The sequence below is a fragment of the Roseovarius nanhaiticus genome, from assembly GCF_900156535.1.
Lineage (GTDB): Bacteria > Pseudomonadota > Alphaproteobacteria > Rhodobacterales > Rhodobacteraceae > Roseovarius > Roseovarius nanhaiticus.
Genome location: NZ_FTNV01000002.1, coordinates 466,491 through 492,837, shown reverse-complemented (window position 1 = coordinate 492,837; position 26,347 = coordinate 466,491). Strand labels below are relative to the sequence as shown.

Here is a 26,347-nt window from a genome sequence, read left to right as displayed (position 1 = left end):
TACCTGATCCGCGGTTTGCAAAGGGTTACAGGCCGTTTGTCCCCGGGATAAAAGGGCGCAATTTCAGGCCGGAGGCAGCCATGACACCTGACGAGATCGAGGCGCATTTCACCCGCACGGATGGGAGCTATCTGTGCGCACGCTGGGGTCGGCCCATCGCGCCGGTCGTTTTCGGCGTCGACGATGCAACCCTTTCGGTGGTCAAGGGCGCGATCGAGGCGGTGGCGCAGCTGGCCGGGCACGAGGTTGTCGAGACCGATCCCGAGCTGGGCGCGAACATGATGGTCTTCTTCTTCCGTGACTGGTCCGAGTTGCTGGAGCTGCCGGATCTGGGCCGGATGATCCCCGATCTGGAGCCGCTGGTGGCGCGGCTTGTCGCGGCGGATGCCAATCAGTACCGCATCTTCCGGTTTGAGCCGGATGGCGCGATCAAGTCCGCGTTCGTCTTTCTGCGGATGGATGCGCATCTGAGCGATGTTCCCGCTGAGACGCTGGCGTTGAGCCAGGCTGTGCAGACCATTCTTCTGTGGTCCGATGCTGCTTTTCAGGACCGCTCGCCACTGGCGCTGATACCCGGCAAAGATGTGGCGGTCTTGCGCCCCGAAATCGGGCAGCTGATCCGCGCGGCCTATGATCCAATCTTGCCGCGCGCGGCGCAGGATCCCGCGCATGCGCTGCGCCTTTCAGCACGGCTGACGGCGCGCGAGAGCTGAGCGACCAGGACGTGCCGCCGGGCCTTTTTATTTAAAGCCCCAGATCTTGGGAGATGACACGAGGCGGGCAGTTTTTGTCATGATCCGGCTGTCTCTTGGGCTGATGGCTCTGGGTTTCGCCTGGACGTGGCCCGACTCTGCGGCGCCACCCCGACGCATCCGATGTGCGGCGCCCTTCACTTCTCATAGCCCATCTTCGAGTTGCCCGTCATGGTTTTTGCGCGGGCCGGGAGCGGCTTCGTCTTTAAAGGCGATGCGAATGTGATCGGGCGCCCTCCCTAGAGGGCGAGGGCGTGCTGCATCTGGGCCGGATGCGTCGCCGCTCGATCACGGATGGGCGCATCACACTGATCTGCGCGTCCGGTGCCGCGGGTTGGGCCTATCGATACGGGGCGGCGCCGATGGGGCGAGCCTCGATCTTTATCACACCGCTGGATTCGCCACTGTCGCATAATGCGCTTTATGTCGGAGCTTTGCGCGCGCATTGGCGCGGCACGATGCCGACTTACCGGCTGAACGCGGGGCTGGAACGTTTGCGCGCGTCGGGCCGCCGGGATGCGATCGTGTTGCAGCACATGAGCACGCTTGGGGCATTGCTGCGCCAGAGCGGCGCGCCTAGTCTTGCGCAAGGCCGACATAGCGAAAGGCAGACCATGACCCTTACCCGAATCGCGCCCGGACCCCGCATGAGTCAGGCGGTGACCTATAACGGTATCCTATGGCTGTCTGGCCAAATTGGGACTGCCTCGGACGATCTGGAGGGCCAGACGCGGGCGTGCCTGTCGCAGATCGAGGCGCTGCTGAAGGCCGGCGGATCGGACAAGGCGCATATCATCAAGATCGAGATATGGCTCGCGGATCTTGGGGATTTCGATGAAATGAACCGCATTTACGAGGCATGGCTCGACCCCGAAAACCCGCCCGCCCGCGCGACCTGCGAGGCGACAGTGCGGCGCGACGGCACGCTGATCGAAATCGTGGCGACTGCTGCGGTGATCTAGGGTGCCACTTACAAACAGGCTTGACGGTTTGTTCCTTCTGCAGGCAGTCTGTTCGGCGAGGGGGGGCGCGTGGCCCGAAGGCTGCAGGCGTCCCACCCTCCAATAGGGAGATCGACATGACCGCCATTCGCAACATCATCAAGGGCGCCGGCATCGCCGGTATCGCTGCTCTGGCGCCGCTGGCCGCCAGCGCCGAAACCAACTTCATCGCCAACTCGTTCTACGGGGCCGAAACACCCTTTACCAAGTGGGGCTATGTGGACTGGGCCGAGAACGTCAAGGAAATGTCGGGCGGCGAATTGGTGCCCGAAGTCTTTACCGGCAGCGTCCTGCTGGCACCGCGCGCCAACTTGCAAGGCATCCGCGACAACGTCGTGCAGGTTGCGCATCACGCCGCCGTCTACACGCCCTCGGAACTGCCCGTCGCCAATGCGGTGCAGGAACTGGGCTTCAACTACTCCGATCCGCTGGTCGCGATTTTTGCCGTCGCGGATTTCAGCATGCATAATGAAACGCAGCTGGCCGAGTGGAAGGACAAGGGGGTCGTCTATCTGGGCGCCTATGCCACGCCGCCCTATCTGCTCTTTTGTCGCGAGCCCATTCGCAACCTCGCCGAGTTGAAGGGCAAGCGCATCCGCACCGCGGGATCGACCGTTTCGCTCTGGGTCGAGGCGGCTGGCGGTATTCCCGTCAACGTGCCCTCGTCCGAGATGTATACCGGCCTCGAGCGCGGAACCCTCGATTGCGCGTCGAACGCGGGCAATGACCTGATCGACCGCTCGCTATGGGAAGTGGCCGAGCATACGACGCTCCTGCCGACCGGGATGTACTGGTCCGGGCCGCAATGGGGCGTCAATCCCGGCTTCTGGGCGTCGCTGACACCCGAGCAGCGGAAGGTCATGATGGACGCGTCGGCGCTGGGCATGGCACGGATGAACGTCAATTACATCCAGCGCGCCGAGGATGCGCTGGTCGAGGCGCAGGAGAAGGGTCACACCGTTTACGAGCCTGAAGATGACTTGATGCAGTCCATCCTCGACTACCGCGAGAAGGCGCTGGCCGATGTCGTGAAGACCGCCGAAGAGAAGTACGGCCTCAGCAACGGCCAAGAGGTGATCGACGACTTCCGCGCGACTTGGGACAAGTGGGAGGCGCTGCTGGCGGATGTCGATCGCACCGACCCGGATGCACTGGCCGAGATCGCCATGCGCGAGATCTACGCCGATATCGACCCCGCCACCTACGGCGTCGAATAATGGAGATGGACGGCGCCGCATCGCGCGGCGCCGGACACCGCCGGGCGGCGGGGTCCGCGCCGCGGCGCCGCACGCAAGCCGAACGCTCGGCGGCGACGCAGCAGAAGATCCTTGATGTCACGACGGACCTTATCCTTTCCAAAGGTCTGCGCGACACGTCGACCGTTGATGTGGCCGAGGCGGCGGGCGTGTCGCGCGGGGCGTTGCTGCATCATTATCCCAGCCGCCAGATCCTGATGCAGGAGGCGCTGCGCCATCTGCTGAACCGCGAGATTGCCGAGATTACCGTTATCGCCGCCGCGATCCGCGCGGGCGATATGGATGTGGACGGCTTCCTGACCGAGATGTGGCGCCGCTTTTCCGGCCCGCTTTTCATGGTCACGATCGAATTTCTGACCGCCGCCCGCACCGATCCCGCCATGCGCGATGCGCTGGTGCCCGTGGCCACGGATTACAACCACCAGCTCGATGAGATCTGGGAGAACCTTTTCCCCGATGCCGCGCATATCCGCGGCACGCGGCGCATAGCGCTGAACACCACGCTGTGCCTCCTGCGCGGTATGGCGACCCAGTCGATCTGGCGCGACGATCCCAAGCTCTTTCAGGAGATGCTGGAATTCTGGAAAACCTCGCTGGGCAATATGCTGCCCGGCCCGGATGAAGGGACGCCCCGATGACCGCAGAAACCGACCCGCCACAAGAAGGTGGCTTGATCCACGGCGCGATCCGCTACGTCAACCTCGCGCTTCTGGCGTTCGGCTGTGTCTTCCTGCTGCTGATGATGGGTCACATCGCGGTCGATGTCTTTGTGCGCTACGTTTTCAACGGCTCGATGGTGGGCACGCTGGAGACGGTGTCTTTCTACTATGTCGTACTCGCCGTGTTCCTGCCCTTGGGATATGTCGAGCTGAAATCCGAGCACATACGCGTCGATCTCTTCGTGCAGATGATGCCGAATTGGGCGCAACTGGCACTCTACATCCTCGCCTGCGTCGCGGGTCTCGTTTTCTTTGGCATGCTGGCCTGGCAAAGCGGGATCGACGCCATCCGCTCGACCCAGCGGGCCGAGACGATCATGTCGAACTTCCTTTTCTACATCTGGCCCAGCCGCTGGGCGCTGCCCATCGGATTTGGGGGCATGTGCCTGGCCATCCTGTCGAACCTCCTGCGCGCGATCCAGCGCCGCCAAGCCTTGTGAAGGACGCCCAATGAGCAATCTCGATATCGGCATCATCGGCACGCTGACGGCGCTGGCGATGATCGCGCTACGGGTGCCTATCGGCCTGACGCTGGGCCTTGTGTCGATCTTCGGCATCGGGGCGATGATCTCGATGAATGTCGCCTGGGGCATGATCAGCGCCACCCCTTTCGATTTCGTCGGCCAGTGGGAGTTGACGGCAGCGCCCATGTTCCTGCTGATGGGCTATATCTGCACGACGACCGACATGACCAAGAGCCTCTTCATCTCGCTCAAGATCGTGCTCGCACGCTTGCCCGGTGGGCTGGCCGTGGCCAGTGTCGGCGCCTGCGCGTTCTTCGCCGCCGCATCGGGATCCAGCGTGGCGACGGCGGCGGCCATGTCGCGCATCGCGGTCCCCGAAATGCTGAAGGCGAAATATGACAAGGGGCTGGCGACGGGCACGATCGCGGCCTCGGGCACGCTCGGCTCGCTTATCCCGCCCTCGGTGCTGCTGATCCTCTTCGGTGTCTATGCGCAGGTGTCGGTGGGCCAGCTTTTCCTTGCGGGCTTCATGCCCGGTGTCGTCTCGGCGCTGATCTACATGGCGATGATCGTGACGCGAGTAAAGCTCAAGCCGTCACTGGCCGGCACGGTCCAGGACGATATCAGCCGCGAGGAAAAGATCGCGGCGGTCAAGGATATCTGGCCCCTGCCGCTTCTCATTTTCTCGGTGCTGGGCGGTATCTTTGCGGGTGTCTTTTCACCCACCGAGGCGGGCGCGATCGGCGCGGCCGTCGCTCTGCTGATCGCCATCCTGCGCGGTGCGTTCAGCTGGACGGCCCTGCGCGACGCTCTGATCCAGACGGCCATCAGCACGACGGGCATCTTCATCATCCTCATCGGCTCGGTCTTCTTCACCCGCTTCCTCGCGCTCAGTGGCCTGCCGCAGGCGTTTGCGGACGTGATCCTCAGCGTCAGCGACAACGTCTGGTGGATCCTCTTCGCGGTCGCGCTGCTCTACATCATCCTCGGGATGCTGATCGACTCCATCGGCCTTTTGCTTCTGACCCTGCCGCTGGTCCTGCCGCTGGTGCAGGGCGCGGGGCTGGACCTCGTGTGGTTCGGCATCATCGTGATCAAGCTGCTGGAGGTCGGCCTCGTCACGCCGCCCATTGGTCTCAACGTCTATGTGATCAAGGGCGCGCTGGGGAACCTCGTGACCTTGCCCGAGGTGTTCAAGGGCGTCGCGTGGTTCATCGCGATGGATATCGTGACGCTGTTCCTGATCATTATGATCCCGGCCATGTCGCTCTGGCTGCCGTCACTGGCCTTCAACTGATATATGGAGGAATTTCCATGACCGACTATACCAACGCCGACTACGAGACCCGCAGCTATGGCACGATTTCGGTCGGGCGCGGGCGGCGCCCCGGCATCGTCGTGATCGACTACCAGAAGGCCTTCACCGAGGAACAATATGCCCTCGGCGGCGCGCCCATGGTGATGCGGGGCCTCGAGAATACCGCGCGCCTGTTGAAGGTCGCGCGCGCACACAACATCCCCGTCGCCAATTGCTATACGGCCTACAAGGACGAGGAGGACATGCCGCACTGGAAGATCGACGTGGTCCGCCGCGAGTTCATCCACGGCCATCCCAGCACCGAGCTCGACCCGCGCATCTATGAGCCGGATTACGACGTCAAGATCTGCAAGACCGGCCCCTCGATCTTTTTCCAGACACCGGTCGTGCCGTTCTTTACCAAGCACAGCGTCGACACGGTGATCGTCACCGGCTGCATCACCAGCGGCTGCATCCGCGCCTCCTCGATCGACAGCTTCCAATGGGGTTACCGCACCATCGTGCCCGAGGATTGCGTGGGCGATCATGACGAGCAGCCGCACAAGGACAACCTGCGCGATCTGGGACGGAGATATGCCGACATTTCGACCTGCGACGAGATGATCGGGTATATCGAGGAGGTGGGTCGGCTGAATTCGTGAGGGGGAGTTTGGAGGGGGCGGACCGCCCCGCGCATCAATGCGCGCGAATGATGCCTTTGATCCGATACGGCGTCCTGCAGTGAGATATATGCATGGCTGCGATGCGCTAAAAGCCGGTATTGGCTCTGACCGGAGCCGCAATTTGCAGACCTTGAACACAGTGATGAATGCTGTGATCCATCTATAGCGAAACGGTCTTTGGCATCACGGTGCAGCACGATTGGCAATGCCGCAGCCAAGGACCGAGCTGACTTGTGGCTCGCGGAGGGTGATTGAGTGCGAGTTTGGATTTCGCCTTAGAGACCGGCGTTCAAGACGTTCGGGCTGTCATCGGTCCCTAAACAGGGACCAGACTCTCAGCCTTGGCATGAAAATTGCGTCGCTGGTCGGCGATCCCATGACGGGCATTCATACTGTCTGTGACATCCTTCGATAATTCTCGGTCGAGGCGCGACGGCCCGTCCCCTCCCAAACGCGGTCAACGCATCACGAATGGATTTGCCATTGGGCTGTCCGATGTATTGATCCAGGTTGTTTTCGTCCGCGTGTAGTCATGGATCGCGTCCATGCCCGCCTCGCGCCCGTAGCCCGATTGGTTATAGCCCCCGAACGGCGCGATGGGTGAGATCGCGCGATATGTGTTCACCCAGCAAATTCCCGCTTTCAGCCTTGCCGATACGCGGTGCGCCCGCGCAAGGTTTTCGGTGAACACGCCCGAGCCAAGGCCGAACGGTGTGTCATTGGCCATGGCAATCGCGTCCTGCTCGGTGTCGAACGGGATCAGCGACATGACCGGCCCGAACATCTCCACCTTCAGCGTTTCGGTGTCCGTGCTTTGGCATTCGACAAGGGTCGGCGCCATGTAATTGCCGGCCTGGGCGAGCGGCGTGCCACCGAAATGAATGGTCGCGCCTTGAGATCTGGCGGTCGCCAGTGTCGCGACGATCTTGTCGATCTGCGCCCCGGTGCAGACAGGACCGAGGTGAGACTGGTGGTCCATCGGATCGCCGACGATTATTCCCGCGCTTTTTTCGGCGATTTTTGCGATCAACGCGTCCATGATCGAGCGGTGGACCAAGCCGCGAGAGCCGGCGACGCAGCTTTGCCCGGAGGCGCCGAAGTTTCCGGCGATCAGCCCGTTTGCGGCGCCTTCCAGATCCGCATCCTCGAAGACAAGAATGGGGGATTTCCCTCCCAACTCCAGCGACGTGACGGCGAAATTCTCGGCCGAGTTGCGAACGACGTGCCGTGCCGTCTCGGGCCCGCCGGTGAAGGCGATGCGGTCCACATCCGGATGCCGCGTCAGCGGTATCGCGCAGCTCTCCGCGTCGCCCGTCACGATCGAGACGACCCCGGCCGGAAAACCCGCCTCTTCGATCAGCTTCGCGAAGGCGAGCATCGGGGCAGGGGCAATTTCCGAGGCCTTCAAGACCACTGTGCAGCCAGCGGCAAGGGCAGGGGCCAGCTTGGTCGCGGCCAGGAACATCTGGGCGTTCCACGGCACGATGGCCGCAACCACGCCGATGGGCTCGCGCCGGGTAAAGACATGCATTTCGGGTTTGTCGATGGGAAGAACGGCGCCTTCGATCTTGTCGGCCAGACCCGCGTAATAGCGATAATAGTCGCCGACATAAGCGGTCTGCGTCGAGGTTTCGGCCAGCAACTTGCCGCTGTCTGTCGTCTCGAGACGGCCCAGTTCCGCGGCGTTTTCCTCGATGAGCTCCGCCAAGCGATAGATTAGCTTGCCCCGCTGCGTTTGGGTCATATCGCGCCACGCAGCATCGGTCAGCGCCCGGCGCGCGGCCACGATGGCGCGGTCCACATCCGCCGGTGAGGCGCAGGCGAATGTAGCCCAATCTGCGCCTGTCGCAGGGTTCTGCGACGTCATCCTCTGGGCGGCAGACCCTTCGGTCCACGCACCGTCGATATACATCTGAAAATGTGGAAGCTGTGTCATCATCACCCTCACGCAAATGCTGGCATGACATCGTCGATAAAACGCGCCAGCGAGGCGCGCTTGCGCTCGAAACTCATCCCGCTGTCGATCCAGAAGGCAAATTCGTCATAGCCCAGATCCTCATACTGTCTGATCTGGTCAATCACCTCTTGTGCGGTGCCCATGGTCAGGTCGCGCAGCATGTTCTGCGGCGACATCATGGTATTTGCGGCCATGTCATCCTCGGTCAAAGTTTCGATCAAGCCCTGTCGGACCGGACGCTTGTTTTGAAACCACGCTCCGAAGTAGCAGTAAAACTCCGAGATTTCCTTGGCGGCGACTTGGATGTCATCCGCGTCCGAGCCGACGTAAGTATGGTGCAGCAGCATGATCTTCGGGCGCGCCCCACCGTGATTGGCGCAGGCCTCGTTGAATTTTGCCATCAAGCTTTCAATCTCATCGAGTCCCTTCCACAGGGGAGTGACCTGGATGTTGAATCCATTCTCGACGCCGAACGCGTGGCTGTTGATGTCGCGCGCCGCGATCCAGATGGGCGGCCCATCGGGCTGCACCGGCTTGGGCGCCGACGTTGTGGAGGGAAAGTGGTAGAATGTCCCCTCGTGGGCGCAATCGCCCGCCCAAAGCTGCCGCAGCAAGGGGGTCATTTCGCGCATTCGCTGTCCTGCGTCCCAGGCATCCAGACCGGGGCTCAGGCGCTCGTACTCATAGGAATAGGCCCCGCGCGCGACCCCAAGCTCGATCCGCCCGTCGGTTATCAGGTCGGCTGCCGCCGCCTCCCCGGCAAGGGCGATCGGATGCCAGAACGGGGCGATCACGGTGCCCGTTCCAAGGCGCAGGTTTTTGGTATGATAGCTTAGGTCCACAAGGCTCATGAACGGGTTGGGCGAGATCGTGAAATCCATCCCGTGATGCTCGCCGGTCCAGATCGCCCGCATGCCGCCCTCATCGGCCATCTTGGCCAGCGCGATCAGATCGCCGCGCAACGCGCGCTGGTCCTGGTCGGCACTCGTGCGCTCCATATGCGCAAAAAGCGAGAAGTCCATGGGCTACCTTCCTGTCTGATATTGGTGGGTCGCGCCCTCTTCGGAACTTCCGACATAAAGCGAGAAGTTGCGCGTCTGATGCTCGAGCGCGAAGCGCGTCATCATCCGCGCGATGGGCGCGCTCGCGAACGTCTGCTTCGTAAGGTCCGCAATCGGGACGGCGACGATACCTGGCGCCTGCGCAGTCAAATGGCCCGTTGCCAAAAAGTAGCTGTACTGCACACGCGGCGCGTTGCTCTCGAACACCGAGTAGGCTTGGCCCAGGTCCGCCTCGATCCCGGCGGTGATCAGGGTGTCGCGCAGATCATTGATCAGGCGGCCACGCTCCATATGCGCGCAATGGGGCGGCCTCAGACCATTCTTGGTCTGGACCATCAGCACGTCTCTGCCGCTCTCTATGATTGCACCGCAGACCGCCGGGCCGCTTGTTTCGTCGAATGCGGCGCGCTCTAGCCCAAGGCTGAAATACCGCCCGTTGACGTAGCCCAACCCCGCATCCCGGGCGTGAACGAAGGTGTCGACCCTGCCGATCAGGATGCAATGATCCCCCGCCGGAACGACTTGTTCCGTGGTGCAGGAAAACTGAGCGGCCGCGCCTTCGATAAGCGGCACGCCATTGGCATCGAACCGGTGTGGAACCTGTGCAAAACGATCCGCTGTGGATTTGGCGAAAATGTTGGAGACGTCTTCTTGCCCTTCCGCCAGGATATTGATGGCGAAGTGTCTGGCGTTGGCGAAGGTGTCGAAGCTCGACAGGAATTTGCCCGGACAGACCAGCACCAGCGGCGGATCGAGCGATACCGAAGAAAAGGAATTCGCCGTGAACCCGACAGCAACGCCGTCGTTGCGAAGGGCGGTCACAACGGTCACCCCGGTCATGAAGCTTCCGAGCGCCGATCGCAGAGCGCGGGGGTCGATCTGCGTCATTGCAAGGCCTCCTGAATGAACTGCTCCAGAATGGGATTGATCTCAGCGGCATGCGTCATCGGCGCCATATGCGCCGCCCCGTCGACAGTGACCGCGTGCCCATCCGGCGCCAGCTCTGCCATGCGTTTCGACATGGCAGGGGTGGAATTCGGCTCGTCCGCGCCGGTCAGGAACAAAGCCGGGCAATGGAGTTGCGCGAGGGCGCTCTCGGCCGGACCATCCTCGGTCGCGAAGACGCGGTAGGCATCTCTGTAGCCTGCGGGATCGACCGTGCAGAGCCACGCGTGGCAGGCATTTCGGGCCGCAGACGGCTCGGCACCAAACCATCTTTCCAAGGGCGCGGATGGGTCAGCCACCGTCTCTCCGTCCAAGCTCGACGCGCGCGCCTCGACTGCTGTCTTCGCCGCCGCATCTCTTTGGAAAACAGCGTTCAGGGCAACCACGCCGCCCACGCGCGCGGGATAGCGGATTGCCATGTCCAGCGCGATCATCGCCCCGAAGGAATGCCCGATGACCACCGCGGAGGTGGATATCACCGGCGCGATCGCGTCCGTGAAATCCGCCAAGGAAGGCCGCCCTGGCAAGCGGGCGCTCTGCCCATGTCCTGGCATATCGACGGCGAGAACCGCGTATTTTTGCGCCAAGGTTTGCAGCTGCCCGCCCCAAGCCTCGGCGCGCAAGCCGACGCCGTGGATCAGCACGACCTGCCGTCCTTGCCCGTTGCGGATCATGCTGATCTGTCCGATGTCAGACCGCGGCCGGGTTGTCCAAGTCATGACCCAGATCCTTCAAGTCCTGATACCTGTCGCCGATACGATGATGTGGCCGTCCGCCAGTCGCCGCACCAAGAACGACCACGATTTCGTCGGCACGCGGCGCGTCCGGGATCGCGAACTGGATCGTCAGGTAATGCGAGCGGCGTCCCGCGTCGTTCTTGTCCATCAGCGGAACCATGATGGGCGCGTTCGCCCCGCCGCGCGTATTGGTGAAGGCGAGATACGATTTCGCGCCCACCGCCTCGCGGTAGAAGTTACCGAACCGCAGGGTGTGGATGAGGCCCGACGCGTGCTCGATCTCGCCGTCCAACCCGACGACCGCGGCTTTGCCGTAGGCCTCGATCGCTTCGCCCGATCCGGCAAGCCTGATCATGCGCTTTGTCATCATCTCGCCCAGGATCGGGCCATAGGCGTGGATTTCAGGCTTGAGATCTTCGACGAACCGCCCGGCCCATGGGTTGCGGACCACCGCAGCAACGGCGAAGAGGCGCCAAGGGTGTTCTGCAGCGCGAAACCCCTCAATGAAAATTTCTTCATCATAGGTTACGATTTTTCGGATTTCTGGATGCATGGTGTTCCTCGCTAGAGCATCCGCCGAATATCCGCAGGCCGGGCCCCATTTGACAAATGAATGATTTTGAGGCTTAGACATTAGCAGAGCTAATGGGTTGCTTGAGCATGGTGAAATCTCTGCCACCGCTTGCGTGGTTCCGCGCGTTTGAATCTGCCGCGCGCCACCTGAGCTTTACCGCTGCTGCATCCGAGATCGGGATGACGCAATCTGCCGTGAGTCAGCATGTCAGATCGTTGGAGACCTCTCTGGGTGTCATGCTGTTCATCCGCCGGGCGCGGGGGCTGTCGCTGACCGATGATGGCCGCAAGTTGCTGCCCAAGGTCGGCGCCGCCCTGGAAAGCCTGACGGCCGCCACGCGCGCATACGATCCCTTGCCAACGGACAATGTTCTGACCATCGCATCTTCGGTCAGCGTCGCCCAATGGATCATCGCGCCGCATCTTTCGGAATTCACGCAGCGGCACCCTGAAATCCGATTGCGGTTTCTGAGCACGATCTGGCCCGACGATTTCAATACCGTCAGAGCGGATGTCGAAATCCCCTTCGGCTCTGAAAAGCAAGTCGGCCGCAATGCGGCTCGTCTGAAATGCAAGGGTCTGGTCGCCCTGAAGGCGCCGGGGCTGCCGGGGACTGTCGATATCTTGCCCCTCATCGAAGCCGTGGGCACGTCGGATGGTTGGAAGACATGGGGCACCCTTGTTGGCAAAAACCTGAAGCCGGAGATTTTCGTCGACACGTATGGCGCCGCCTTGAACATCGCGGCACATGGCACGGGCGTGGCCCTGGTCGCAGAAATACTGGCGCATAACGCGCTGCAAACGGGGCAGCTTGTCATGGCGCATTCGGCGGTGGCTGCGTCCACAGAAGCCTATTATTTGAGAATCAACGAGGCCAAGACCACTGCCTGCGACTTCCGCGACTGGCTGCTTGAAAAAGTAGATACCGAAGCTGTGTCAACTGACGCGGCCGGCGATCGAGGGCCGTAACTCACGCGGACGTTCGGATCTGCCCCACCGCGCGCAGCCGGCGGCTTTGTTCTTGGGCCCGAGTCGCCGGATCCGGCGTAGCGCGCAAACGGCCTCTTTCCGGCAGTCTAGTAGAGCCGGGTTCCTTCGTCCGCTGCGTGATCATCTTCGACCTCTTGCAGCGTTTGATCCCTATCGACCGTGGACATCACCCATTCAGCAAGTGTGGGGGCGGACTTGCGTTCGGGCCAGTGATCAGGGTGCCATAACCGAGACCGAATGAAAGATTTCGAGCAGTGCATGAAAGCTTCCTCGACCTCAATAACGAGTGCGAGCAATGGCTGCTTTCCGTTGATCGCATGGCGCTTGCTGATTGCCGCATCTTTCACAATGCGTGCCTTGCCCGCGATGCGCAGCGTGTCACCGTGGCCGGGCACAACGAAGAGGACGGCAATGTTCGGGTCTTCCAATAGATTTTGAAAGCCATCGACACGGTGATTTCCGAGCCTGTCCGGAATGATGAGCGTCTTGTCATCGTAGACTTCGACGAAACCTGCAGGGTCACCTTTTGGCGAGACGTCAATCAGACCTTCGGGCGCTTTGGTTGCTACGACAACAAATGGCGCAAATTCGATGAATTTCCGCGCTGTGTCGTTCAGTCGATCGCTTACCTTGAGAAAAGTGTTCGTAAAGCCTTCGGTCGGCAAAAGCTCTCTGAGCCGCTCGATACTTTTGATCTGTTCATCAAATTCCAACACAACGCTCTCCGCTCAACTTCGGAGGCAAAGCATACCCTCTGCGCCGGTTTTCCCAAAGCCGCCATCGGAGGCATCCGTGGCGAACGGCAGAATCGCATCGGATAGAAGCAGCCGTTCCACCCAACCGCCCGCAAGATGCAGGCCGCGCCCCCGGCTCTCGACCTACAGCCCCGCTGCCTTCTTCTTGGCCACACCGCCCTGCAAGATAAGTGGCATATGCGCGCCTTGTTCGGTCAGAAGGTTCAGATCCTCCAGCGGATTGCCGTCGACCGCGATCAGATCGGCATGTGCGCCCGGCGTGATCGCCCCAAGCTCGCCCTCCATGCGGAGCACCTTCGCCGCATCCACGGTGGCCGAGCGGATCACCGCATCCGCGGGGATGAACTGCCCTCGCAAGGGAAACTCGCCCGACTGGTGCGGCTGCATCCCACCCAGAAGGTCCGAGCCGTAGCCGACGGTCACGCCCGCGTCATGCATCTTGGCCAAGCGCTCCAGCCCGGCCTCGCGTACGTCGGCGATCTTGGCGATCGATTCTTCTGGCAGGCCATAGTCTGCGCCGGTCTTGGCCAGGCGATCATAGGTGATGTTGGTGGGCACGACGCATTGTCCCTCGCGGGCGATGCGCTGAATGGTCTCGTCGCTCATCAGGTTGCCGTGCTCGACGCACTCGAAACCGGCATCGAGTGCGCGGTTGATCGCCGTGTCGTCGTAGAGATGCCCTGACACATAGGTGCCGAACCCCTTGGCGACCTCGACCGCGGCCTTCAATTCATCGACCGAAAAAACGAGGTATCCCACCGGATCGGAGGGTGACGAGACGCCCCCGTCGGCCATGATCTTGATGAATTGCGCGCCATTCTTCAGCTCGTCCCGGCAGGCGGCGCGCATCGCGTCTACCCCGTCCAGAATACGGCCCATCGAGCCCAGCTTGTCCTTGTACCAGCTCACATCGCGGCTCTGATTGGGGCCGCGGTAATCGGTGTGCCCGCCCGTCTGGCTCAGCGCCTTGCCGCAGATCACGAGGCGGGGCGCGTCCATCAGCCCGTCCTCCTGCGCCTTTTGCAATCCGCGGTCCGCGCCGCCCAGATCGCGCACGGTGGTAAAGCCGCGCATGAGCATCGCGCGCATCATCTGCGCCGATTTGAGCGCGATCCAGGAATTCGGCAGATCCGCATTCAGGCCAAGATTGGCCGTGGTGGCAATGACATGCACATGGCAGTCGATCAGGCCGGGCATCACGATGCCGCTCTTCATGTCCAGCGTCTCATCGGCGTTGAACTTGACGCCAGAACCGACCTCGACGAAGCGCCCGTCCTCGATGGCAATGTCTACCGGATCGCCGGGGCGATCGCTGGTGCCGTCCACGATACGCGCGTTCTTGATCAGCAATGACGTCATGATGAATTCCTCTTTCGGATGTGCGGGCGGGGTGCGCGGCACTTGCCGACACCCCTGTCGGTAAGTTGGATAACAGCATACAAGCGCGCAGGCGTAAAGCCCGGCCCGCCGCATTGCACCGCCGCCCGCAAAAATGCTTAATGCCGTCCAGCACCACCCTGCAGAAAGGCCCCGCAAAACATGGCCAGCGAAATCCGCGCCCCGGGCGCCCGTCCTCCGCACCGCTTTGACGTGCGCGTCTATTATGAGGACACGGATATGGGCGGGATCGTCTATCACGCCAATTACCTCAAGTTCATCGAGCGCGCGCGCAGCGATTGGGTGGCCGATATGGGAATCGACCAGCGCGCCATGAAGGACGAGGGCGGCCTTGTCTTTGCCGTTCGCCGGATCGAGTGCGATTACCTGATGGCTGCGCGGTTCGACGACCGGCTAGAGGTGCTGACGGATGTTCAATCGGTCAGTGGAGCGCGGCTGGTGCTGCGCCAGCAGGTGATGCGCGGCGGCGAGGCGATCTTCGCCGCCATCGTCACCATCGTGTGCCTGACCGATACGGGCCATCCCGCACGTCTTCCGGCGAATATCCGCCTGATTTTGCACTGATCGCGCAATTTCGCGCGGGTAGCGGCGATGTTATTGGCAATCGCACCGGTGATCAGATAGCTTGCGGCCAAATATCGCGGGCCATATGGCGCATCGCGCAAAAAAAGAGCAGGCAGTATGGAAGCAGAGACACTCGCAGTCGCGCATCAAATCGACTTTTCGATGTGGGGCATGTTCGCGCAGGCCACTTTCATCGTGAAGGTGGTGATGCTGATGCTGATCTTCGCGTCCTTTTGGGCGTGGGCGATCATCATCCAGAAACTCATCATGTATCGCAAGGCGCGCGCCGAGGCCGACGCCTTTGACCGTCAATTCTGGTCTGGCGAGCCCTTGGATGAACTTTTCGAGCAAATCGGAACAGATCCGGCAGGGCATTCGCAGCGCATATTTGCCTCGGGCATGATGGAGTGGCGCCGTAGCCATCGCCAGGACGGCGGGATGATCGCGGGCGCGACCGCGCGCATTGATCGCAGCATGGACGTGGCCATCGCCAAGGAATCCGAAGGGCTGCAATCCAACCTGACGGTGCTGGCCACTGTCGGCTCGATCGCGCCGTTTGTCGGCCTTTTCGGCACGGTGTGGGGTATCATGCAGGCGTTTGTCGGCATTGCTGCCTCGCAGAACACCAGCCTCGCCGTCGTGGCGCCCGGCATTGCCGAGGCGCTTCTGGCCACCGCTCTGGGCCTGCTGGCGGCGATCCCGGCGGTCATCTTCTATAACAAGCTGAGCGCTGACAGTGACCGGATCGTCGCGGGCTACGAGGCCTTTGCCGACGAGTTCGCCACCATCCTCAGCCGCCAGTTGGACAGCTAGGCCATGGGCGCAGCAATCCAAAGCTCGGGCGGCGGCGGGGGCAAGCGTCGCAGGCGCGGGCGGAGCCGCGCGCGGCCCATGTCCGAAATCAACGTCACACCCTTCGTGGACGTGATGCTGGTGCTGCTGATCATCTTCATGGTGGCGGCGCCCCTGATGACCGTCGGCGTGCCGGTCGAGCTGCCCAAGACGGCGGCCAACGCCCTGCCGGGCGAGCAGGAAGAGCCACTCACAATCACCATCACCGCCGAGGGCGTCGTGTCGATCCAGACCACTGAGGTCGCCCGCGAGGATCTGATCGGCCGCCTGCGCGCCATTGCCGCCGAGCGTGAGAGCAATCGCGTGTTCCTGCGCGCTGATGGCGCCGTGCCCTATGCAGATGTTGTGCAGATCATGGGCGCGCTCAATCGCGGAGGTTTTGACAATATCGGCCTCGTCACGGATGTCGGCGGTCCGGCGCTGGACGCGCCGGAAGGCTAAGGCGCGGCCCGCGTGAATATCGGTCAAATCATATCGGGCGCCGGGCATATCGGCCTCATTGGCTGGGTGCTCTTTGGCGGCGCCTTTCCTGACCGCGAGTTCGAGTTCGATGCGGTGCAGGCCGTGACCGTCAGCTCCGAGGAATATGCAGAGATTGTCGCGCGCAGCACCTCGCCCGAACAAACGACCGAGATCGCGCCGCCCGCCGCCCCCGAGGTGCCGCAGGACGCGCCCGATCTCACCAGTGCCGCCGACACGCCCCCCGACGCGCCGCAGCCGACGCCCGCGCCCGAAGCGGCGCCTGATCCTGCACCGACACCCCCGCCCGCCGCGCCCCAGGCCGACGTCGCCGACGAGGCGCCGGTGATCGAGCAGCCGTCGCAGGACATGGCCGCTCTGGTGCCCGAATCCTCACCGCGCCCGCAGCAGCGGCCTGCTGAGCGTGTCGCGCCGCAGGCGGCGCCGCAGCCCGAGCCGGACGTCGCCGTCGATGACGTGGTGCGCGAAGAGGCGGTGCCGGATGAGGCGGGCGAGACGGTTTCCGAAGAAACCGAGGCAACCGCCCCCGAGGCTGCCGCGACCGAAATCGTGACCGAGGCCGAGGAGGCGGAGCAAGACTCCGCGCCGCTCAATTCAGTGCGTCCACGCACCCGTCCGCAGAATCTACAGCCAGCGCCGCAACCGGAGCCCGAAACGCAGACAGCAACCGCCGATCCTGCGCCCGAGGCGGCGCCAGAGCCTGATCCGGCGCCTGCCCCGGCGCCCTCGGTCGACAGCTCCAGCGTCAATGATGCACTGGCCGCCGCGCTGGGCGGAGCCGCCGAAACGCCCGCGCCCTCGATCAATGCGGGCCCACCGCTGACGGCGGGTGAAAAGGACGGTCTGCGCGTTGCCGTGCAAAGCTGCTGGAACACCGGCTCGCTCAGCAGCGATGCGCTGCGCACGGTCGTCACCGTCAGCTTCGAGATGTCCGAGGACGCGCGGCCCATCGAATCCACCCTGCGCATGACCGACAGCTCGGGTGGCACCGCAGGCTCGGCGCAGCAGGCTTATGAGGCGGCCCGCCGCGCGATCCTGCGTTGCGGCGCCCGCGGCTTTGGCCTTCCGGTCGAAAAATTTGCAAGCTGGCAAAATGTCGAGCTTGTCTTCAACCCCGAAAACATGAGGATCAAATGATGGCGCGATTCACGGCCCTTCTGGCTCTTCTTTTCATGGCGCTGACAACGCTCCCTGCCGCTGCGCAGAACGGTCCGCTCAGGCTGGAAATCACCGAAGGCGTGATCGAGCCGCTGCCTTTTGCCGTGCCGCAATTCGTGGCCACGGGCGGGGGCGGGCAGGCCGCGCAGGATATCTCGAACCTCATTGCCGCGGACCTCAGCGGCACAGGCCTTTTCCGCGAGATCCCTGCCAGCGCGCATATCAGCACGATCACGAGCTTTTCCAGCCCGGTGCAGTTTGCCGATTGGAAGGCCGTCAACGCGCAGGCTCTTGTCACCGGCTCGGTCGATGTCGATGCTTCGGGGCGCCTGACTGTCCAGTTCCGAGTGTGGGACGTCTTCGCGGGCCAGGAGCTGGGCAGCGGACAGCAATTCGTTGGCACCGCGCAGGGATGGCGCCGCATCGCGCACAAGATCGCCGACCAGGTCTATAGCCGGATCACCGGCGAGGGCGGCTATTTCGACAGCCGCGTCGTTTTCGTCAGCGAAACCGGCCCCAAAGATCAACGGGCCAAGCGCCTGGCCATCATGGATTACGACGGTGCCAACGTGACTTACCTCACCGACTCGTCGTCGCTGGTTCTGGCGCCGCGTTTCTCGCCCACCGGGGACCGCATTCTCTATACAAGTTACGAGAGCGGATTTCCCCGCATCTACGTGCTGGACGTAGCCAGCGTGAACCGCCGGCAACTGCCCACGCAGGACGCCACAATGAGCTTTGCGCCCCGCTTTGCCCCCGACGGGCAGACTGTGGTCTATTCATTGGAGCAGGGCGGCAATACCGACCTTTTCACCATGAACATCAACAACGGCATTTCGACCCGGCTGACCAATGCGCCCTCCATCGAAACGGCGCCCAGCTTCAGCCCCGATGGCCGCCGGATCGTGTTCGAAAGTGACCGGACCGGGCGCAATCATCTCTATGTCATGCCCGCCAATGGCGGCGAGGCGCAGCGCATCTCGACCGGCGATGGCAATTACGGAACGCCCGTTTGGTCGCCTCGCGGCGATCTGATCGCCTTTACCAAGCAGACGGCGGGGCGCTTCCATATCGGCGTGATGCGCACCGATGGCAGCGAAGAGCGCCTGCTTACTGCCTCCTTCCTCGATGAGGGGCCGACATGGGCGCCCAATGGCCGCGTCATCATGTTCACCCGCGAGACGCAGGGCGCGGACGGACAGGCGGGCCTTTATTCCGTTGATATCACCGGCCGCAACCTGCGCCGCGTGCCCACCGCATCTGGCGCGAGCGACCCGTCCTGGTCGCCGCTGCAATAAGCGCGGAGCTTGACCGGAAAACAGATGCGCGGCGTTTCCCTTGGGCGCCGCGCTATGCTACAAAAGGCGCAAATAACGCGGATTGTCCGCACGAGCATAACACCCATGAGGCACGACATGACCTTTCTCAAGACGATGATCCTTCTCGGCGCGGGCCTGACACTGGCCGCATGTACCGATCCCGGCCGTTTCGGCGATGACCCGGCCGGCGGTTTGAACGGCGGTATGGGGGCCAATGCCGGTATGGTCGCAGGCTCGGCCAGCGACCCGACCTCGCCGGCCTATTTCCAGCAGACCGTGGGCGATCGCGTCCTTTTCGTCATCGACACCTATACGCTGACCCCCGATGCGCAGCGCACGCTGGATGGGCAGGCGCAGTGGTTGCTGACCAACCGCGACTACAGCGCCGTGATCGAGGGCCATGCGGACGAGCAGGGCACGCGCGAATACAACCTTGCGCTGGGCGCGCGCCGCGCCAACTCGGTTGAGGAATATCTGCTTAGTCAAGGAGTGCCCGCCAGCCGCCTGCGCACTGTCAGCTACGGCAAGGAACGCCCGATCGAGATCTGCTCGGCCGAGGCGTGCTACGCTCAGAACCGCCGGGCCGTGACCGTCATCTCGGTCGGCGGTGCCAGCAGCTAAGCCTCAAACTTTCGCCAATTCCCGGAGCCCGCCCATGCGCCTCATCCTAGCACTGATCGCAACCCTGACCCTTGCCCTGCCGGGTATTTTCAGCGCCCCGGCGCAGGCGCAGGACCGCCAGGCGACCCTTGCCGATATTCGGCAGGAACTTTCGGTGCTTTACGTCGAGGTGCAAAAACTACGCCGCGAGCTGAGCACGACAGGCGGCGCGGGCACGCTGAATACATCCGGCTCGGTCCTTGACCGTGTGGGCGCAATCGAGAGCGAGTTGCAGCGCCTCACCGCGCGGACCGAGGAGATGCAGCTGCGCATCGACCGGGTCGTCACGGATGGCACCAATCGCATCGGTGATCTGGAGTTCCGCCTCGTCGAGCTGGAGGGTGGTGATACGTCCAAACTGGGCGAGACGACGACACTCGGCGGCGGCGACATGCCCAGCACCGGCGGCAGCTCGGTGATCCAGCCCGCAGATCAGGGGCAGGGAACGGGCGATGCGGCCCCGGCGCCCACAACGTCACTGGCCGTGGGCGAACAGGCGGATTTCGACGCGGCTCAGGTTGCCATGGACGCGGGCGAGACGGCCCGCGCCGCCGAGCTTTTCGGAAGTTTTCTGCAGACGTATCCCGGCAGCCCGCTGGCGCCGCGCGCATATCTGGCGCGGGGCAAGGCACTGGAACAGCAAGGTAGCCTCAAGGACGCGGCCAAATCCTATCTCGACGGCTTTTCCGCTGACAAGAACGGACCCGAGGCCGCGGAGTCGCTATTCCGTCTCGGGCGCGCGCTGGGCCAGCTCGGGCAGGGCGATGCCGCTTGCCAGACATTGGGCGAAGTTGAAACGCGCTTTGCCGGGACGATACCCGCCACCGACGCCCGCACCGAGATGCAATCCCTGTCCTGCCAGTGACGCGCGCTGCCGTGTCTGCCTGCCATGGCTGAGGCGGATGCGGATCTGTGCGCGCTGATCGCGGCGCATTTTGGCGATCATGCCCCGCAGGCGCCGCTGGGCGTGGCGGTGTCCGGCGGCAGCGACTCGCTGGCCCTTCTCTATCTTATGGTCGAGTGGGGCGGAGCGCCGCTGCGCTGCGTCACGGTGGATCACCGCCTGCGCCCGGAGGCGTCGGCGGAGGCGCGCGTGGTCGCGCTGCACTCTGCCGCCTTGGATATTGCGCATGACACGCTGATCTGGCGTGGCTGGGACGGTCAGGGCAACCTGGCCGCCACCGCGCGCCGGGCGCGCTATGACTTGATGGCGGATTGGGCAGAACAGCATGGTCTGGCGGGGATCGTACTGGGCCATACCGCCGATGACGTGGCCGAAACCTTGCTAATGCGTCTGGCCCGCCGCGCTGGCGTGGATGGCCTCGCCGCGATGCAGGCGCGCCGGGCGCATGGGGCGAGCGTCCTGCACCGCCCCCTTCTGGCCGCCCGCCGCGAGGATCTGCGCCGGTTTTTGACGGCGCGTGGCATCGACTGGGCCGAGGATCCCAGCAATGATGACCTGCGCTATCGCCGAACACGCGCGCGCCGCGCCCTGGCCGCGCTGGCCCCTCTGGGGATCAATGCGGCGGCGCTGGCCGATGTCGCGGGGCATCTGAGCGAGGCGCGCGCCACGCTGGGCCATTACGCAGCCATCGAGGCAGCGCGCATCGTCCGGCTGGATCAGGGCGATCTGACGATGGAGGCCGCAGAGCTATCCGCCCTGCGCCCCGACATCGCGCGCCGGATTATCGCGGCAGGCATTGCCTGGATGGCAGGTGGCCCCCCGCGCGGGCCGGATCTGACGCGTCTCATGGCCGCGCTTGCGGGTGGGAGGGGCGGCACCCTTGCTGGCTGCCGCATCACTGCAAAGGCCGGGCGCGTTCGGCTGGCGCGTGAATGGGGGGCAGTCAGGGGCGTGACCGCAGATATCGGCGCTATCTGGGATAGGCGCTGGCGCATGATGGGGCCGAACCTGCCCGGCACGCATGTCGCCGCGCTTGGGCCCGAGGGGCGGGCGCTTTGCCCCGATTGGCGCGCGTCTGGCCTGCCCGCGCATTCCATCGATGCCTCGCCCGCGCTTTGGCATGGACAGGAATTGATCGCGGCGCCGCTGGCCGGAGAGCCTGCAGGCTATGCCGCCGATCCCTGCCAAGACCTGCGTGATTTGAACGCAGGGCTATTATCGCATTGAAGAAGAGGGCATGATCTCTATTTAAGAGGTACCGCCCGCATGATATGTGCCGGGCAACCGAATATTCAGGAGAGTTTCCTTGGGCAACGCACGCAATATCGCCTTCTGGCTGGTTCTGTTCCTGCTGGTTCTGGCGCTGTTCAACCTCTTCAGCGGCTCTGGCGGCTCGCTTCAGAGCCAGTCGGTGAAATATTCCGAATTCGTCACAGCCGTTCAGGATGACGCCGTCACGAACGTGACGCTCGATGGCGAAACCATCCAGTTCCGCAAATCCGATGGTCGCGATTATGTTGCCGTGAAACCGGCGGATGCCGACATCACGCAAACGCTGATCGACAAGGGCATCCCCGTCACCGCCAAAGCGCAGCAGGAATCTGGATTTCAGACCTTCCTTCTGTCGCTTCTGCCGTTCCTTTTGCTGATCGGTGTCTGGATCTACTTCATGAACCGCATGCAGGGCGGCGGCAAAGGCGGCGCGATGGGCTTTGGCAAGTCCAAGGCCAAGATGCTGACCGAGAAATCGGGCCGCGTGACCTTTGATGACGTCGCGGGCATCGACGAGGCCAAGGAAGAGCTGGAAGAGATCGTCGAATTTTTGCGCAACCCGCAGAAGTTCAGCCGCCTTGGTGGTCAGATCCCCAAGGGCGCGCTTCTGGTGGGCCCTCCGGGCACCGGCAAGACGCTGCTTGCGCGTGCCATCGCGGGCGAGGCGGGCGTGCCCTTTTTCACCATTTCGGGCTCGGACTTTGTCGAGATGTTCGTCGGTGTCGGCGCAAGCCGTGTGCGCGACATGTTCGAGCAGGCGAAAAAGAACGCGCCCTGCATCGTCTTTATCGACGAGATCGACGCCGTGGGTCGCCACCGTGGCGCCGGTTACGGCGGCGGCAATGACGAGCGTGAGCAGACTCTGAACCAGCTTCTGGTCGAAATGGACGGCTTTGAGGCGAATGAGGGCGTGATCATCGTCGCGGCGACGAACCGCAAGGACGTGCTTGATCCTGCGCTGCTGCGTCCGGGCCGGTTTGACCGTCAGGTCACTGTCCCCAACCCTGACATCAAGGGTCGCGAGAAAATCCTGGGGGTTCACGCCCGCAAGACACCGCTCGGCCCCGATGTGGACCTGCGCATCATCGCGCGCGGCACGCCCGGTTTTTCGGGTGCGGACCTTGCGAACCTCGTGAACGAGGCCGCGCTGATGGCGGCCCGGATTGGTCGCCGCTTTGTCGCGATGGAAGATTTCGAGATGGCCAAGGACAAGGTCATGATGGGCGCCGAGCGTCGCAGCATGGTTCTGACCGCCGATCAAAAAGAAAAAACCGCATATCACGAGGCCGGTCACGCCATCGTTGGTCTGGCTTTGCCGAAATGCGATCCGGTCTACAAGGCCACGATCATCCCTCGCGGTGGCGCGCTTGGCATGGTCGTGTCCCTGCCCGAGATCGACCGCCTCAACTGGCACAAGTCGGAATGCGAGCAAAAGCTGGCGATGACGATGGCCGGCAAGGCCGCCGAGATCATCAAATACGGCGAGGATGATGTCTCGAACGGACCGGCTGGTGATATCCAGCAGGCCAGCGGGCTGGCCCGGGCCATGGTACTGCGTTGGGGCATGTCCGATAAGGTCGGCAATATCGACTACCAGCAGGCACATGAAGGCTACATGGGCAATGGCGCGGGCAGCTTCTCGATCTCGGCTCACACCAAGGAGCTGATCGAGGAAGAGGTCAAGCGCATGATCGACGAAGCCTACGCCACCGCGCACCGCATTCTTACCGAGAAAAAGGACGAGTGGGAGCGTCTGGCCCAGGGCTTGCTGGAATACGAGACGCTGACCGGCGAGGAAATTCAGCGCGTCGCACGGGGCGAGCCGCCCCAAGCCGATGACGATGATGATGGTGCCGACGCGGGCAGCGCGCCTTCGGTCACTGCCATTCCCAAGACCAAGCCAAAGGCGCCGCGCGGCGGCGGCGATGGCGGGATGGAGCCGGAACCCACAGCGTGACGGGGACGATGACAACCGCTACGGTCAAATCAGACTGGAACCCGCGCGCCTACGCGCGGTTCCAAGATTTGCGCCTGCGTCCCGCGATGGACTTGCTCAACGCCGTCGGTCAGATGGGCGCCGGTGATGTGATCGACCTTGGCTGCGGCGCCGGACAAATGGGCGCCGCACTGGCCGAGCGGGCGATGGGCCGCGACGTCATCGGTGTCGATGCGTCGCCCGCGATGCTGGAAAAAGCGCGCCAGACACGTGGCTATAAAAGCCTTGGTCAGGCCGATATCCGGGAATGGCACCCGCGCCGGGCACCGGGGCTGATCTACTCCAATGCCGTGCTGCACTGGATTGGGGATCACCCTGCACTGATGCCGCGCCTTGCGGCAATGCTGGGCAAAGGCGGCACACTGGCGGTGCAACTGCCGCACCAGAACAATGCGCCCTCGCACCGCGTCTGGCGGACGCTGGCCGAGGATCTCTTTCCCGGCCGTATCGACGCGGGCAGCGGACCAGATGTCCTGCCGCCCGTCGAGTATGACACTCTGCTGGCCCCCAAGGGCAAATTCCGCATGTGGGAGACCGAGTATTACCAGCGCCTGACGGCCGAGCCAGGCAGTCATCCGGTGCGCCGGTATACCGAGAGCACCTATGCCCGGCCCATCCTTGCCGAGCTGGAGCCGGATGAGCGCGCCGCGCTGATCGCGCGCTACGAGGATGTCATGCAGACGGCCTATCCGGTCCGGGGCGATGGCACGGTTCTCTTTCCATTCCGGCGGTTGTTTTTTACGCTCACGGTCTGACGTCGAGTCGCGATGGCCTTTATCACGGATCCGCATTTGACAGATGCGCGGGATCCGAGAAGGTAGGCGCATTGTCTTCGATGTCTGGAGCCTGCCGATGCCTGCGCTGAAACTCACCCCGTATAAATGCCGGATCACTTGGCTGGGCCTCGTCCCCGAGGAACGGCCCGATATCCGTTCGGTCCCGGTGGATGACGTGGAACTGACCTATGCCGGCGTGCAGGGCGAGATGCATTCGGGCCTTACCCGCCCGGCCTGTGTGCGCGTCAAAGAACAGTTCGCGCGGGGTACGGAAATCGCCAATACCCGCCAGCTCAGCATCGTTTCGGCAGAGGAGCTGGCCGAGATCGCCGCGCAGATGGGTTTGGAGGCGATGGATCCCGCGTGGCTCGGCGCGTCGATGGTTGTGGAGGGCGTTCCGGATTTCAGCCATCTGCCGCCCTCGGCGCGCCTGCAAGGGCCGGACGGGGCGTCGCTGGTGATCGACATGCAGAACCGCCCTTGTCTTTTTCCCGCACGCGAGATCGACAAGGATCATCCCGGGCGGGGTCCCAAATTCAAGGCTGCCGCCAAGGGCCGCCGCGGCGTCACCGCCTGGGTCGAGCGCGAAGGGCGCATGGCAGTGGGGGATGCGCTGCGTCTTTTCGTACCTGATCAGCGGGCCTGGAGGCCGGGCAAGTAACGGGGTGCGACCGGGCCGGGGCATTGAGCCCCGCCCCGGTCGGTCGCTGCCTGTGGCAGCTTCGCGCCTTCGGCGAGAGTATTTTTGCCAAGATGAAAGATCAGGTTGCAAGGTAGCCGATGGCCGAAAAGGTCAGCACGACACCTGCCCATTGGCCCGGCGTCATCCGCTCGCGCAGGATGGCCCAGGCGAGGATGACGGTGATCATGCCGAAGGTCGACGCCGCGACCGAGGCGAATTCGGGCCGTGCCATGCTGGCCGCTGCGATGACAATGCCAAGCGCGATGCAGTCAAGCACGCCCATGAGGCCGAGGAGCGGCAGGGCGCTGCGCGCTGGCCAGCGGATGCCGCCCGACCCCACCAACAAGACCAGCGCCAAAGCTACGGCGACGACGCGGGTAATGAGGATGGCGGCCGCTTCGCTGCCCGCATGGGCAGCCGCCTGGCCGAGCGCGAAGGTGGCGGCGAAGGCCGTGCCGCCGAGCATGGCCCAGAGGATTGCTGTGCGCTTGTTTCCGCTGCTGGCGGCCTCGTCGGTGAGCATGCCCACGATGGCGACGCCAGCGATCACGGCGGCGACGGCCAGCCATTGATCTGCCGTGACCGCCTGACCCGAGGCGGCGGCCCAGCCGACCGACAGAATTGGGTATGCCCCGATGATCGGAGCCACCAAGCGGACTGGTCCTATCTCGAACGCCTTGTAAAGGCCGAGATACGCGAGAGTGAAGGCGATCCCGCTGGCGGCCGAGAGCATCAGCGCGCGGATGTCCATGACGCGCCAATCGCCCATGAAAAATGCGGCGGGCGCCATTACGATAGTGCCGATGATCAGCACGGTTGCAAGCGCCGGCAGGATGCCGGTGCGCTGCGAGACATACCGCACACAGATGTCGTGAATGCCCCAGCAAAGTGCAGCGACGAGGCCGAATGCGAGCGACGCCATCAGCGCGGGCTCCGAAAGAACGGGATCATGAACACGAGGCACGCAACCAGGAAAAACAGTGAGCCGAACATGGCCCAGAAATGCCCAATGCTGGCGATACAAAATCCGACGGCCGAGATCAGGAAAAGGATCCAACCGAGAAAGTTGATTTGGTGATCTGTCATGAGGCTGCAG

28 protein-coding genes and 1 pseudogene are annotated in these 26,347 nt (G+C 63.3%); 20 read left to right on the top strand and 9 right to left on the bottom strand.

Annotation, left to right across the window (positions count from 1 at the left end):
* Positions 1 to 80: 80 nt before the first annotated feature.
* From BW975_RS12585 to BW975_RS12555, 7 genes are all read left to right on the top strand, one after another.
* Positions 81 to 713: a hypothetical protein gene (locus BW975_RS12585; protein WP_076534517.1), complete on the top strand. Its 633-nt coding sequence runs from the start codon at positions 81 to 83 to the stop codon at positions 711 to 713.
* Between the two features lie 293 nt (positions 714 to 1,006).
* Positions 1,007 to 1,714: a RidA family protein gene (locus tag BW975_RS18270; protein ID WP_244512599.1), complete on the top strand. Its 708-nt coding sequence runs from the start codon at positions 1,007 to 1,009 to the stop codon at positions 1,712 to 1,714.
* A gap of 116 nt (positions 1,715 to 1,830) precedes the next feature.
* Positions 1,831 to 2,970 carry a C4-dicarboxylate TRAP transporter substrate-binding protein gene (locus tag BW975_RS12575; RefSeq protein WP_076534515.1) on the top strand — a complete coding sequence of 380 codons (1,140 nt, stop codon included), beginning with the start codon at positions 1,831 to 1,833 and terminating at the stop codon, positions 2,968 to 2,970.
* Positions 2,970 to 3,647, top strand: coding sequence for a TetR/AcrR family transcriptional regulator (locus tag BW975_RS12570; RefSeq protein ID WP_212634894.1), 678 nt, complete (start codon positions 2,970 to 2,972; stop codon positions 3,645 to 3,647). The genes BW975_RS12575 and BW975_RS12570 overlap by 1 nt, the downstream gene beginning before the upstream one ends.
* The gene (locus BW975_RS12565; protein ID WP_076534513.1) at positions 3,644 to 4,168 is read left to right on the top strand and encodes a TRAP transporter small permease; all 525 of its coding nucleotides are present in this window, start codon (positions 3,644 to 3,646) and stop codon (positions 4,166 to 4,168) included. The genes BW975_RS12570 and BW975_RS12565 overlap by 4 nt, the downstream gene beginning before the upstream one ends.
* A gap of 10 nt (positions 4,169 to 4,178) precedes the next feature.
* Positions 4,179 to 5,489: a TRAP transporter large permease gene (locus tag BW975_RS12560; protein WP_076534511.1), complete on the top strand. Its 1,311-nt coding sequence runs from the start codon at positions 4,179 to 4,181 to the stop codon at positions 5,487 to 5,489.
* A gap of 17 nt (positions 5,490 to 5,506) precedes the next feature.
* A complete protein-coding gene (locus tag BW975_RS12555; protein WP_076534509.1) occupies positions 5,507 to 6,151 on the top strand; it encodes an isochorismatase family protein in 645 nt (214 codons plus the stop codon).
* 478 nt (positions 6,152 to 6,629) lie between these two features.
* On the opposite strand, the gene BW975_RS12550 is transcribed toward BW975_RS12555, so the two are convergent.
* The 5 genes from BW975_RS12550 to BW975_RS12530 are packed head-to-tail and all read right to left on the bottom strand — an operon-like array spanning position 6,630 to position 11,425.
* Positions 6,630 to 8,108 carry an aldehyde dehydrogenase gene (locus BW975_RS12550; RefSeq protein ID WP_076534792.1) on the bottom strand — a complete coding sequence of 493 codons (1,479 nt, stop codon included), beginning with the start codon at positions 8,106 to 8,108 and terminating at the stop codon, positions 6,630 to 6,632.
* 8 nt (positions 8,109 to 8,116) lie between these two features.
* On the bottom strand, positions 8,117 to 9,151 hold the full coding sequence (locus BW975_RS12545) for an LLM class flavin-dependent oxidoreductase (protein WP_076534507.1): 1,035 nt from the start codon (positions 9,149 to 9,151) through the stop codon (positions 8,117 to 8,119).
* Between the two features lie 3 nt (positions 9,152 to 9,154).
* Positions 9,155 to 10,078 carry a flavin reductase family protein gene (locus BW975_RS12540; protein WP_076534505.1) on the bottom strand — a complete coding sequence of 308 codons (924 nt, stop codon included), beginning with the start codon at positions 10,076 to 10,078 and terminating at the stop codon, positions 9,155 to 9,157.
* On the bottom strand, positions 10,075 to 10,854 hold the full coding sequence (locus tag BW975_RS12535; protein ID WP_076534503.1) for an alpha/beta fold hydrolase: 780 nt from the start codon (positions 10,852 to 10,854) through the stop codon (positions 10,075 to 10,077). The genes BW975_RS12540 and BW975_RS12535 overlap by 4 nt, the downstream gene beginning before the upstream one ends.
* Positions 10,826 to 11,425, bottom strand: a complete 600-nt coding sequence (locus BW975_RS12530; protein WP_076534501.1) for an amino acid synthesis family protein — start codon at positions 11,423 to 11,425, stop codon at positions 10,826 to 10,828. The genes BW975_RS12535 and BW975_RS12530 overlap by 29 nt, the downstream gene beginning before the upstream one ends.
* Positions 11,426 to 11,517: 92 nt before the next feature.
* On the opposite strand from BW975_RS12530, the pseudogene BW975_RS18265 reads away from it, so the two are divergent.
* A pseudogene (locus BW975_RS18265) lies at positions 11,518 to 11,673 on the top strand (LysR family transcriptional regulator); the annotation flags it as partial.
* 63 nt (positions 11,674 to 11,736) lie between these two features.
* A complete protein-coding gene (locus tag BW975_RS12525; protein ID WP_244512615.1) occupies positions 11,737 to 12,414 on the top strand; it encodes a LysR substrate-binding domain-containing protein in 678 nt (225 codons plus the stop codon).
* Positions 12,415 to 12,521: 107 nt separating this feature from the next.
* Here the strand turns inward: BW975_RS12525 and BW975_RS12520 are convergent, their stop codons facing one another.
* Together BW975_RS12520 and BW975_RS12515 are read right to left on the bottom strand one after the other, a co-directional pair.
* Positions 12,522 to 13,148: an MSMEG_1061 family FMN-dependent PPOX-type flavoprotein gene (locus BW975_RS12520; protein WP_175610727.1), complete on the bottom strand. Its 627-nt coding sequence runs from the start codon at positions 13,146 to 13,148 to the stop codon at positions 12,522 to 12,524.
* Between the two features lie 165 nt (positions 13,149 to 13,313).
* Positions 13,314 to 14,549: a metal-dependent hydrolase family protein gene (locus BW975_RS12515; protein ID WP_076534495.1), complete on the bottom strand. Its 1,236-nt coding sequence runs from the start codon at positions 14,547 to 14,549 to the stop codon at positions 13,314 to 13,316.
* Between the two features lie 180 nt (positions 14,550 to 14,729).
* Here BW975_RS12515 and ybgC point away from each other — a divergent pair, with 180 nt between their 5' ends.
* The 11 genes from ybgC (at position 14,730) to BW975_RS12460 (ending at position 25,230) form a co-directional block, all read left to right on the top strand.
* A complete protein-coding gene (ybgC, locus tag BW975_RS12510) occupies positions 14,730 to 15,152 on the top strand; it encodes a tol-pal system-associated acyl-CoA thioesterase (protein WP_076534493.1) in 423 nt (140 codons plus the stop codon).
* A gap of 117 nt (positions 15,153 to 15,269) precedes the next feature.
* Positions 15,270 to 15,965 (top strand): protein TolQ, encoded by a 696-nt coding sequence (gene tolQ, locus BW975_RS12505; protein ID WP_076534491.1) that lies wholly within the window; start codon positions 15,270 to 15,272, stop codon positions 15,963 to 15,965.
* Between the two features lie 3 nt (positions 15,966 to 15,968).
* The gene (gene tolR / locus BW975_RS12500) at positions 15,969 to 16,445 is read left to right on the top strand and encodes a protein TolR (RefSeq protein ID WP_076534489.1); all 477 of its coding nucleotides are present in this window, start codon (positions 15,969 to 15,971) and stop codon (positions 16,443 to 16,445) included.
* Positions 16,446 to 16,457: 12 nt separating this feature from the next.
* Positions 16,458 to 17,621 carry an energy transducer TonB gene (locus tag BW975_RS12495; RefSeq protein ID WP_076534487.1) on the top strand — a complete coding sequence of 388 codons (1,164 nt, stop codon included), beginning with the start codon at positions 16,458 to 16,460 and terminating at the stop codon, positions 17,619 to 17,621.
* On the top strand, positions 17,621 to 18,940 hold the full coding sequence (gene tolB, locus BW975_RS12490; RefSeq protein WP_418314350.1) for a Tol-Pal system beta propeller repeat protein TolB: 1,320 nt from the start codon (positions 17,621 to 17,623) through the stop codon (positions 18,938 to 18,940). The genes BW975_RS12495 and tolB overlap by 1 nt, the downstream gene beginning before the upstream one ends.
* A 117-nt stretch (positions 18,941 to 19,057) precedes the next feature.
* Complete coding sequence (gene pal, locus BW975_RS12485; protein ID WP_076534483.1) at positions 19,058 to 19,582, top strand: peptidoglycan-associated lipoprotein Pal; 525 nt, start codon at positions 19,058 to 19,060, stop codon at positions 19,580 to 19,582.
* A gap of 34 nt (positions 19,583 to 19,616) precedes the next feature.
* A complete protein-coding gene (locus tag BW975_RS12480; protein WP_076534481.1) occupies positions 19,617 to 20,486 on the top strand; it encodes a tetratricopeptide repeat protein in 870 nt (289 codons plus the stop codon).
* Between the two features lie 24 nt (positions 20,487 to 20,510).
* The gene (tilS, locus tag BW975_RS12475; RefSeq protein WP_083687097.1) at positions 20,511 to 21,752 is read left to right on the top strand and encodes a tRNA lysidine(34) synthetase TilS; all 1,242 of its coding nucleotides are present in this window, start codon (positions 20,511 to 20,513) and stop codon (positions 21,750 to 21,752) included.
* Positions 21,753 to 21,831: 79 nt separating this feature from the next.
* The gene (gene ftsH / locus BW975_RS12470) at positions 21,832 to 23,754 is read left to right on the top strand and encodes an ATP-dependent zinc metalloprotease FtsH (protein WP_076534479.1); all 1,923 of its coding nucleotides are present in this window, start codon (positions 21,832 to 21,834) and stop codon (positions 23,752 to 23,754) included.
* 86 nt (positions 23,755 to 23,840) lie between these two features.
* On the top strand, positions 23,841 to 24,548 hold the full coding sequence (locus BW975_RS12465; protein ID WP_076534790.1) for a methyltransferase domain-containing protein: 708 nt from the start codon (positions 23,841 to 23,843) through the stop codon (positions 24,546 to 24,548).
* 97 nt (positions 24,549 to 24,645) lie between these two features.
* Positions 24,646 to 25,230 carry an MOSC domain-containing protein gene (locus BW975_RS12460; protein WP_076534477.1) on the top strand — a complete coding sequence of 195 codons (585 nt, stop codon included), beginning with the start codon at positions 24,646 to 24,648 and terminating at the stop codon, positions 25,228 to 25,230.
* Between the two features lie 100 nt (positions 25,231 to 25,330).
* Here the strand turns inward: BW975_RS12460 and BW975_RS12455 are convergent, their stop codons facing one another.
* The gene (locus BW975_RS12455; protein WP_076534475.1) at positions 25,331 to 26,173 is read right to left on the bottom strand and encodes a DMT family transporter; all 843 of its coding nucleotides are present in this window, start codon (positions 26,171 to 26,173) and stop codon (positions 25,331 to 25,333) included.
* Positions 26,173 to 26,337 (bottom strand): cytochrome oxidase subunit III, encoded by a 165-nt coding sequence (locus tag BW975_RS12450; RefSeq protein ID WP_076534473.1) that lies wholly within the window; start codon positions 26,335 to 26,337, stop codon positions 26,173 to 26,175. Before BW975_RS12450 ends, BW975_RS12455 begins: the two co-directional genes overlap by 1 nt.
* Positions 26,338 to 26,347 lie beyond the last annotated feature (10 nt).

Coding starts and splice junctions, on each gene's coding strand:
- BW975_RS12585 (WP_076534517.1), top strand. CDS start 81: ATGACACCTGACGAGATCGAGGCGCATTTCACCCGCACGGATGGGAGC.
- BW975_RS12575 (WP_076534515.1), top strand. CDS start 1,831: ATGACCGCCATTCGCAACATCATCAAGGGCGCCGGCATCGCCGGTATC.
- BW975_RS12570 (WP_212634894.1), top strand. CDS start 2,970: ATGGAGATGGACGGCGCCGCATCGCGCGGCGCCGGACACCGCCGGGCG.
- BW975_RS12565 (WP_076534513.1), top strand. CDS start 3,644: ATGACCGCAGAAACCGACCCGCCACAAGAAGGTGGCTTGATCCACGGC.
- BW975_RS12560 (WP_076534511.1), top strand. CDS start 4,179: ATGAGCAATCTCGATATCGGCATCATCGGCACGCTGACGGCGCTGGCG.
- BW975_RS12555 (WP_076534509.1), top strand. CDS start 5,507: ATGACCGACTATACCAACGCCGACTACGAGACCCGCAGCTATGGCACG.
- BW975_RS12550 (WP_076534792.1), bottom strand. CDS start 8,108: ATGACACAGCTTCCACATTTTCAGATGTATATCGACGGTGCGTGGACC.
- BW975_RS12545 (WP_076534507.1), bottom strand. CDS start 9,151: ATGGACTTCTCGCTTTTTGCGCATATGGAGCGCACGAGTGCCGACCAG.
- BW975_RS12540 (WP_076534505.1), bottom strand. CDS start 10,078: ATGACGCAGATCGACCCCCGCGCTCTGCGATCGGCGCTCGGAAGCTTC.
- BW975_RS12535 (WP_076534503.1), bottom strand. CDS start 10,854: ATGACTTGGACAACCCGGCCGCGGTCTGACATCGGACAGATCAGCATG.
- BW975_RS12530 (WP_076534501.1), bottom strand. CDS start 11,425: ATGCATCCAGAAATCCGAAAAATCGTAACCTATGATGAAGAAATTTTC.
- BW975_RS12515 (WP_076534495.1), bottom strand. CDS start 14,549: ATGACGTCATTGCTGATCAAGAACGCGCGTATCGTGGACGGCACCAGC.
- ybgC (WP_076534493.1), top strand. CDS start 14,730: ATGGCCAGCGAAATCCGCGCCCCGGGCGCCCGTCCTCCGCACCGCTTT.
- tolQ (WP_076534491.1), top strand. CDS start 15,270: ATGGAAGCAGAGACACTCGCAGTCGCGCATCAAATCGACTTTTCGATG.
- tolR (WP_076534489.1), top strand. CDS start 15,969: ATGGGCGCAGCAATCCAAAGCTCGGGCGGCGGCGGGGGCAAGCGTCGC.
- tolB (WP_418314350.1), top strand. CDS start 17,621: ATGGCGCGATTCACGGCCCTTCTGGCTCTTCTTTTCATGGCGCTGACA.
- pal (WP_076534483.1), top strand. CDS start 19,058: ATGACCTTTCTCAAGACGATGATCCTTCTCGGCGCGGGCCTGACACTG.
- BW975_RS12480 (WP_076534481.1), top strand. CDS start 19,617: ATGCGCCTCATCCTAGCACTGATCGCAACCCTGACCCTTGCCCTGCCG.
- tilS (WP_083687097.1), top strand. CDS start 20,511: ATGGCTGAGGCGGATGCGGATCTGTGCGCGCTGATCGCGGCGCATTTT.
- BW975_RS12465 (WP_076534790.1), top strand. CDS start 23,841: ATGGACTTGCTCAACGCCGTCGGTCAGATGGGCGCCGGTGATGTGATC.
- BW975_RS12460 (WP_076534477.1), top strand. CDS start 24,646: ATGCCTGCGCTGAAACTCACCCCGTATAAATGCCGGATCACTTGGCTG.
- BW975_RS12455 (WP_076534475.1), bottom strand. CDS start 26,173: ATGGCGTCGCTCGCATTCGGCCTCGTCGCTGCACTTTGCTGGGGCATT.
- BW975_RS12450 (WP_076534473.1), bottom strand. CDS start 26,337: ATGACAGATCACCAAATCAACTTTCTCGGTTGGATCCTTTTCCTGATC.